The sequence below is a fragment of the Moorena sp. SIO4G3 genome (assembly GCF_010692305.1).
GTDB classification, from domain to species: Bacteria; Cyanobacteriota; Cyanobacteriia; order Cyanobacteriales; family Coleofasciculaceae; genus Moorena; species Moorena producens_A.
Genome location: NZ_JAAHIG010000379.1, coordinates 1 through 8,211 on the forward strand (window position 1 = coordinate 1; position 8,211 = coordinate 8,211).

Genomic DNA, 8,211 nt, shown 5'->3' on the forward strand with positions numbered 1-8,211 from the left:
TTCGGGCGCGAGGGCACCATTGTTACAACGGCTTTAACTGTCACGATACAAGTAATAGTGTACGGTAAATCTGTTAAGTTTCTTACTACTGTTGCTAGTGGCCATCGCCGCTAGTCAGGGGCTGAGATCAAACAACTGAATGCGATCGCAATTTACTCCGTTGATGACCTAGAGCGCTACACCCAAACCCCAGCAATGATTGCCGAAGTTAGCCGCAAAACTGATATTCCCGACGCACGGATTCGGATGTGGCGACAACTCCCATTTTTGAATGAGGTCAAACCAGCCAAATCCCCACCGGGGAGTAGTGTGGTGATTGAAGGGGGGAATTTCGGTTCTATGCCTTCACCCGATGCTCTGGTTTTGTTTGAGGGTCAGCCAGCTAAAATCATCAGTTGGAGTGAGTCCCGCCTAAGTGTGATTATGCCCCAAGTCAGGGGTGTTGGTGTCCTATTTGCTGTGATTGATGGTCAAACTACCAATACTCTTCCTTGGGAAGCCACTACTATTGATTTATTGGTGCATGACATTACCCTAAATCCTCCATTACCAGTAGCAGGGGATTTAATTACATTAGAAGCAGATCTAATTAATCAAGGAAGTAGCCCTTCCGGTTCTTTCCAAGTTGAGTGGACTATCAACAATCTATCTGACCTTAGTCCCCATGGCACCTTACAACCGAATCAGCGATCGCAAGACAGCAGCATTCGTCATCAACTTAGGTTCAAGGCTGGCTTCCATATGATCCGCTTCACTGCTGATCCGCAACAACAACTCCCGGATATCAACCCAAGCCACAGCACCTTTACCAAAAAGATTTGGGTCAAATCGCGCCAAGAGCTTACCATTGCTGATTTTCGTCCCATTAAGACCCTGGACCCTTTGCTGAACCCAAACCTAGGACCAGCGGATGTATTGAGTCTGGTGTTCCGGGGTTTATGTCGTTTTAATTCCTTACGTGGGTTGCTGGTTCCCGATCTTGCGGTCAAGTGGAAGCTAAAAACTGTAGACAAAATCACTAAAATCCTTTATTTCCAGCTTCATGACAACCTACGTTTTCACGATGGCACCCCTGTCACCGTTGCTGATGTTGAGTTCACTTATCAGGTACTACGGAAAATTGACTCACCCTGGCGCAAACTGGTTTTGACAAGCATCAGGGATATCAAAGTGGTAGATCAAAAAACCATTGCGTTTACATTAGAGTATGCCCCCCAAAGGTTACCCTCTCAATCCCATGGCCTCAGGGAAATTGATTCAATTGAGCCTGTAGCTAAATCTCCTATTGATCCCCAACTTTTAACCGTGGGAATTGTACCGCGCCATGGTTATGCTACAGAACGCTTTGGGATAAAGCCGATTGGGACTGGACCATTCCAAGTTGAGACCTTCGGTCCTAGTGGAATCGAGTTGAGTGCTTTTCCAGACTATTGGCAAGGCACACCACGATTTGATCAAATTGTCATTCCCGTCATCTGTGATCACAAGCAGCTGCTCGATATGGTGCTAGGCCATAAGGTCACTGCAGCGGTGGTACCCTATTCAAAAGACCTAGCCAAGACCTTGAGGGAAAACAAAGAATGGACTGTCGTGCCTCTTACCCAATCTCAGCCACAGTTACTACAAGTACAATCGACTAGGATTCAGGAACGGATGCCCAATCCTTTCAATACAAACTGGAATGCTCATCTGTGGTACAGCACTTCTGAATCGGGTGAGGTACAAAGTTATGGGTTGGAGGGAGTAGGGAGTAGGGAGTAGGGAGTAGGGAGTAGCTATACAAGGGCACAGACCAGGAAATAGGCCAAGTTTACCGGATTTCACTTTAAAATTTGCTAATCTGTTGAGGTGCAAATCAACTAAAAAACGATCAGAGTGTCTAAGAGCTGTATTATTTTTTAATGTTGCTTGACCTTGAGCTTATTTTGATGGGAATGCCATGACTAACTTGCCTGAGCCTCTGCCACCCAATCAGCCTGAACATAGTAACAACGGTAGTGCCAAGAACTCAGCCAATGGTCATTCACCACCATCTCCTCCCGAAACTCAAGAGGAGCAACATTTATCAACCTTGCCGTTGTCAAACCTGCCCAATAAAGCAACTATTGGATCGGTTACTCCTGCTAATCGCTCCCTAAGCCTAATTATTCTCACTGCGATCGCTATCATGATTTTTGGGGTAGTGATTGATAACTTCTGGATTGGGATCTCCGGAGCTACTGTGGCGCTGCTGGTTTCATTGCCAGTCATTGTACCGGTTGTTAAACAATGGCTTACTGATTTGTTGCCACCACCACAAAGAATCAAAGTTATTGCCTCGATCGGAGTGGTAGCAGCAATAAGTGGCTTACTGAAGTTTCTTGGTGTTTACCAAAACATCAGCCATTGGTTGGTTCAAATTAAATGGGATGAATTTGGGTCATGGGCTGAATGGGTAGGTGCTTTGGGACAGATTTTGATTGCTGTCCTAGCAGTATTCATTGCTTGGCGACAATATGTCATTTCCAAAGACCTGACCATCCAGCAAAATATGATTACCCAGCAGCAAACCATTGATGCTTACTTTCAGGGCGTTTCAGATCTAGCCTTAGATGATCAGGGATTGCTAGAAGATTGGCCCCAAGAGAGGGCATTTTGCGAAGGAAGAACCGCTGCTATTCTCAGTAGTGTGGATGCCCATGGGAAAGCCAAAGTGCTCAGATTTTTGTCCCAAGCCCGTTTACTAACTCCCCTCAGACGGGATAATCATTTAGGACGCCCCATGTTGGATGGGTATGGAGGATACCAAGAAGACCGAATTGATGGTATAAGAGTTATTGATCTGAATGTAATGTTGGCTGGATCAGACCTGAGTGGTACAGATTTGCGTTGGACAGAACTCGGGGAAGCTAATATGGTCAGAGCCAATCTCAGCTTCTGTGACTTAGTGCAAGCGAATCTATCCCGCACTGTTTTATATGAAGCCAACCTCACTGGTGCTGACCTCAAGGGAGTCTGCCTATTTTATGGTTCAGTAGAAACTGCCAGTCCCCGCAGTCGTACCCATCCCCCTGACTATCCCACTGGAGCTTACACCGGTGCAGTAGTCGAAAATGTTAACTTCACCAGTGTCCAGCGGATGGATGAAAAGCAGCACTACTATTGCTGTGCTTGGTGCGGTGAAAAGTCAAGAAAAACAATCCCGGGTGGTTGTCAGGGAATTCCTAATAAATTAGGGCGCTAGAAGGTCGTTAAGGTTGAAGGTTGAAGGTTTTTAAGGTTGAAGGTTGAAGGTTTTTAAGGTTGAAGGTTGAAGGTTTTTAAGGTTGAAGGTTGAAGGTTTTTAAGGTTTAAGGTTTTTAAGGTTTAAGGTTTTTAAGGTTTAAGGTTTTATAGAAAAGCTGCAACTTGCCACCTTTAACCTGTAACTTACCACCTGTAACTTACCACCTGTAACTTACCACCTGTAACTTACCACCTGTAACCTTGGCCTTTGGCCACGCTACGCGAACAACCTTCAACTTTCAACCTTCAACCTGTAACCTTCAACCTGTAACCTGCAACCTTCAACAAACGATGAACCCAACCTATTCCCTGGTTATTCCTGTATATAACGAGGAAAACAGTATTTCAGAACTGTACCGACGCATCAGTACAGTAATGGATCAGTTAGGGGAGGTGGAGTTAATTCTAGTGAATGATGGCAGTTGCGATCGCTCTCTAGAGCTGATGCGAGACCTTCATCAAAAAGACCCAAGGGTATGTTACCTAAGTCTTTCCCGTAACTTTGGTCATCAAATTGCTGTCACTGCCGGTCTAAATTTTGTGCGGGGTCAAGGGATTATTGTCCTAGATGCTGATTTACAAGACCCACCAGAGATCATCCCAGTGCTAGTGGAAAAATGGCAGCAGGGTTATCAAATTGTTTATGCTCAGCGCACCCAGAGACGTCGTGAAAGTTGGTTAAAGCGCTTTCCGGCTTACTTATTTTATCGTTTACTGCGCCGTCTAGCCAATGTCGAGATTCCCTTAGATACGGGGGACTTTTGTTTAATGGATCGACGGGTGGTTGATGTACTCAATGCCATGCCAGAACGCAACCGTTACGTGCGGGGATTGCGTTCTTGGGTAGGGTTGCGGCAAACCTCTGTTTCCTATGTACGTGACCCCCGCTTTGCTGGTGAGATCAAGTACACCATTCGTAAATCCCTAGCCCTAGCAGTAGATGCACTGGTTTCTTTTTCTAAAGTGCCATTGCGAATCGCTACTTATCTGGGATTATTAGCAACAGCGATCGCGCTATTGATGGCAGGGTTAGTGCTTTACTGGCGGATTTTTGAACCGAATTCTCCTGTGACTGGGTTTGCCACCATTATGATTGCAATTTTCTTTTTGGGAGCAGTACAGTTAGTATCTATTGGTATTTTGGGGGAATATGTAGGACGGATTTATGAAGAAGTTAAAGGCAGACCATTGTATGTTTTATCAGAAGTGAGGGGGTTTGTGGAAGAATGACTATCAGCTATCAGCTATCAGCTATCAGCTATCAGCTATCATGCTTCAAATAAACAAGCTTTGTGGCACAGGCTTCTTTGTGGCACAGGCTTTGGCCTTGGCCAAAAGGCCACGCGGGGCGCGTTTGGCCACGCTGTGCGAACGACGCTGTGAGTTAACTCAGATTAAACTAATGCTTACCCAGGGCTATTTCATTCTAAATGTAATCGGAATATGGTATTAGGCAGGGCAAATGCCATTTAATGCATCTACTCCCGTGTCTCAAATCGCAATTATAGAAGCCAAAGCTGGACTAGAAGCTCCTCGTCGTCCTGCCGGACAGCGCCACACTCTGTCACTGTGCCTACCGCTATTTACTTTGGCCATGTTCCCTGACAGGGGGACATAAAGCTTATAACGTAGACAGTTCTGACTCTATAGCCTGCTCACCCTTCTTGTAATAGTTGAGGCAACCACGGTTAATTTGCATGCATTTCGTCCACTATTTTTTCGCACAATCCCCTTAAGGGAAGCCACGAATGTTCAGGTGCGCTTTTGGCGAACGGCCAAAAGCGAACGGCGAATTTAATTCTTAATCGTAAGAGCGCACCTTAAGTAACTGATCGGTTGAACGTATTACCGAGTAATGATTTTAGCTTGCATGTTACCCCCCCAGAAAATTAACTCAGTACCTTCATGTTATTTTATATATTGTGGAAATGTAAACATTATACTATCAATATACTATACTACTGCCAATTTTAGTGTTGAGTATAGCAATGTCTCTGATTGTTGGAACCAGAATTCATAGTGGTGTTGATGGTTATATCTCTGAATTAGGTAAAGTGGAAAATTGGTGCTCTCAGGCACTAGAATACGCTGATTGTATAGTAATAGCTACAGATAATCAACTTTTTGACAAAATTAGCCAAATTGTTTCGGTGTTTGGAGAACAGGTACTTCCCCTGCTAATAAATCCCTGGAAAGGACTAGCTCATCCCCTAAATGCGATTGTATGTGAAGCAACTTATTTGGGTGGTGATAAACTTTTGCTTCAAAGTCTAGAAGTATATATATTATCAACAGATGTGGAAATCTTGAATTATCACCTTACCTCAGACACTCTGGTAGTGGGGGCAAAGATGATTTCAACCCATGGAGGAGATGCTGGAGTAAAATTTATAGATGGTATGACCTCTCCTTGGAATACTCTAGCTTTGTGGAACTTATCAAAGTTAAACATAACAGGGTTTCTAGGAATTTCTAGTGGACTTATAAAGGATGTACCTGGTGGGATGGAAGAAGTAACCACTATTTCCTTACTACAACAACTTTATCAAAATCAAGCTCAGGCAAAATTGGTTAGATTATCAGACCTCAAGTGGATTACTACCTGGAAGAGTCAAGAACGCCAAAAGTACCATCAAAAAAAAATGTTGACAAAATTGTTGCGAGCAGAAAAACAACTAGAACACTCCAGAATTCAGCGTGGAGTTGTCACAATATTGGAATAATAAATTTATCGGCTCACAATCATTTTTTGCCCGTAAACAAGGAAATATGAATCAAAATAAATTTATAAATTGGTCTCAGCAGTATCAGTGCATACCTACTTCTGTACATTACCCTGCTTCAACTGAAGAAGCTAGAGATATTGTTTGCCAAGTAATGCAACAGGGAACAAAAATCCGAGTATTTGGTTCAGGACATTCCCCAAGCGATATTGCTATGAGTAATCAGGATTTGGTTTGTAGCGATCGCTTAAATCAGATCCTAAATATCAACTATGATAGTCAAACTGTTGTTACTCAAGCAGGAGTTACCCTCAAAGATTTGAATCAAAGCCTAGCAAAACATAGACTAGCCTTGCCCAATTTAGGTTCTATTTCTGCTCAAACTGTAGGAGGTGCAATGGCAACTGCAACTCATGGCACAGGATTAAATTATGGGGTACTGTCAACAATTATTCAGGAAATTACACTGGTAACAGGTTTAGGAGAAGTTATCAAAATCTCCAAAGATGAAAATTCTCAACTATTTAATGCAGCCAAATGCCATCTAGGAAGTTTGGGATTAGTCACAGAACTTAAATTACAAGTAACAAAAGAATTTGACTTAGAAGTACGAGAACAACCAGAAACTCTAGAAACTGTATTGGATAAACTACCAGAACGCCTGCAAGCTGACCACTATCGTTTTTGGTATTTACCCCATGCAGATAGGGTGTGGGAGTGGAGTGCAACTCGCAAACCACCTGGAAAAACTGCTCCCAAACAAAATTTTTTCCAACGCTTCCAGAGTTGGTATAGAGAAAAACTTATTGGTTACTATACATTTGAACTGCTATTATATTTAGCTACTTATAATCAACGTCTGATTCCCCTGGTTAATCGCTGGTACGTTCAACAAATGTTCAGCAAGTCAAAACAGTCACGAGGGAACAGTGTCAGTCAATTCAATTTTGATTGTCTATTTAAACAGCAGGTTAATGAGTGGGCGATTCCTATAGAACATACGGCTGAAGCCATCTTGCAAATTCGCCAAATGATTAAAGAAAAAGACTATCAAGTTCATTTGCCCATTGAAGTGCGCTTTGTCAAAGGAGATGATATTTGGTTAAGTCCTTGTCAGGGTAGAGATAGCTGCTATATCGGGGTTATTACTTATATGCCCTACGGTAAATATGTTGATTGTCAATCCTATTTTGATGACTATGAAAAAATTATGGCTAAATTAGATGGTCGTCCCCATTGGGCAAAAAAGTTCGGGCCTGATGCTGATAAATTAGAAAAAATGTATCCCCACTGGAACGACTTTCAGAAAGTACGTTCTCAACTTGACCCAGATAATATATTTGGTAACTCCTATAGCGATCGCGTACTCGGAAAACCTCAAAAAACGGCTTTGTCTTACTCATAAAAATATGAACATGGGAACAGATATTTTAGTCATCGGAACAGGTGAATATGTCACAGGTTTTGTTCACGGAGCAGCAGCTAATTCTGACAAAAGTGCTGGCGTTGTAGCCTTAGTACTTTTCGACCTCCGAACTCGTGGGAAAGTGGATCGGGTTTCCCTCTGTGGGCGAGATGGAAAACGTTTTGCTGGTATTCGTCGTCACTTCAACCAGCAAATTGCTTCACGATACAAGGGAATAGATGTGTCAGCGAACACTTTTCCTGGTGACAATGACTATAATCCCCAAGCCTATCAAACTGCTATCGAGAAGATGAAGCCAGGAAGTGGGGTAATTGTAGTGACACCTGATGATACCCACTTTGAGATCGCCATGACTGCTATTCGTCAGGGAATGCACGTTTTAGTTGCTAAACCATTGGTGAAAACTCTAGAAGAACATCAGAAATTAATCGAGGCTGGAAAGCAACATAATGTACTGGTGGGAATAGAGATGCACAAGAGGTTTGACCCCATGTACTCTGATGCACGCGATCGCGCTCGCAGCTATGGAGATTTTAGTTATATGAGTAGCTATATGAGTCAGCCGAGAAGTCAACTTAACACTTTTGGTCAATGGGCAGGGCGCTCTTCTGACATTAGCTACTATTTGAACTCTCATCACATAGATTTATTAGAGTGGATGATAGGGGATCGGGCCAGACCCATCCAAGTAAATGCTTTAGCTGCTACTGGAGTCGCCAAGACAGAGTTAGGCATTGATACCGAAGATACCATTGCCCTAACGGTTCAGTGGGAAAACATCGAGAGTGGGAATTTAGA

Annotated in this window: 8 protein-coding genes; all 8 read left to right on the forward strand. The window is 43.3% G+C overall.

Translation table 11 applies throughout. From position 1 onward, the window contains the following. Positions 1-195: 195 nt before the first annotated feature. Positions 196-1,761, forward strand: coding sequence for an ABC transporter substrate-binding protein (locus F6J99_RS37125; protein WP_293120780.1), 1,566 nt, complete (start codon positions 196-198; stop codon positions 1,759-1,761). 178 nt (positions 1,762-1,939) lie between these two features. Then, a complete protein-coding gene (locus F6J99_RS37130; RefSeq protein WP_293120782.1) occupies positions 1,940-3,223 on the forward strand; it encodes a pentapeptide repeat-containing protein in 1,284 nt (427 codons plus the stop codon). Positions 3,224-3,555: 332 nt separating this feature from the next. Then, a complete protein-coding gene (locus tag F6J99_RS37135) occupies positions 3,556-4,494 on the forward strand; it encodes a glycosyltransferase family 2 protein (protein ID WP_293120794.1) in 939 nt (312 codons plus the stop codon). 40 nt (positions 4,495-4,534) lie between these two features. Further along, positions 4,535-4,717 carry a hypothetical protein gene (locus F6J99_RS37140; protein WP_293120784.1) on the forward strand — a complete coding sequence of 61 codons (183 nt, stop codon included), beginning with the start codon at positions 4,535-4,537 and terminating at the stop codon, positions 4,715-4,717. A 9-nt stretch (positions 4,718-4,726) separates the two neighbouring features. Beyond that, a complete protein-coding gene (locus tag F6J99_RS37145; RefSeq protein WP_293120786.1) occupies positions 4,727-4,882 on the forward strand; it encodes a hypothetical protein in 156 nt (51 codons plus the stop codon). A gap of 370 nt (positions 4,883-5,252) precedes the next feature. Beyond that, the gene (locus F6J99_RS37150) at positions 5,253-5,987 is read left to right on the forward strand and encodes a hypothetical protein (RefSeq protein WP_293120788.1); all 735 of its coding nucleotides are present in this window, start codon (positions 5,253-5,255) and stop codon (positions 5,985-5,987) included. A 46-nt stretch (positions 5,988-6,033) separates the two neighbouring features. Next, positions 6,034-7,392 (forward strand): D-arabinono-1,4-lactone oxidase, encoded by a 1,359-nt coding sequence (locus F6J99_RS37155; RefSeq protein WP_293120790.1) that lies wholly within the window; start codon positions 6,034-6,036, stop codon positions 7,390-7,392. Positions 7,393-7,402: 10 nt separating this feature from the next. After that, on the forward strand, positions 7,403-8,211 hold an 809-nt coding region (locus F6J99_RS37160), incomplete at its 3' end, for a Gfo/Idh/MocA family oxidoreductase (RefSeq protein ID WP_293120792.1).

What these genes read in the sequence shown, in the direction of transcription:
- F6J99_RS37125 (WP_293120780.1), top strand. Translation starts at nt 196, where the DNA reads ATGATTGCCGAAGTTAGCCGCAAAACTGATATTCCCGACGCACGGATT.
- F6J99_RS37130 (WP_293120782.1), top strand. Translation starts at nt 1,940, where the DNA reads ATGACTAACTTGCCTGAGCCTCTGCCACCCAATCAGCCTGAACATAGT.
- F6J99_RS37135 (WP_293120794.1), top strand. Translation starts at nt 3,556, where the DNA reads ATGAACCCAACCTATTCCCTGGTTATTCCTGTATATAACGAGGAAAAC.
- F6J99_RS37140 (WP_293120784.1), top strand. Translation starts at nt 4,535, where the DNA reads ATGCTTCAAATAAACAAGCTTTGTGGCACAGGCTTCTTTGTGGCACAG.
- F6J99_RS37145 (WP_293120786.1), top strand. Translation starts at nt 4,727, where the DNA reads ATGCCATTTAATGCATCTACTCCCGTGTCTCAAATCGCAATTATAGAA.
- F6J99_RS37150 (WP_293120788.1), top strand. Translation starts at nt 5,253, where the DNA reads ATGTCTCTGATTGTTGGAACCAGAATTCATAGTGGTGTTGATGGTTAT.
- F6J99_RS37155 (WP_293120790.1), top strand. Translation starts at nt 6,034, where the DNA reads ATGAATCAAAATAAATTTATAAATTGGTCTCAGCAGTATCAGTGCATA.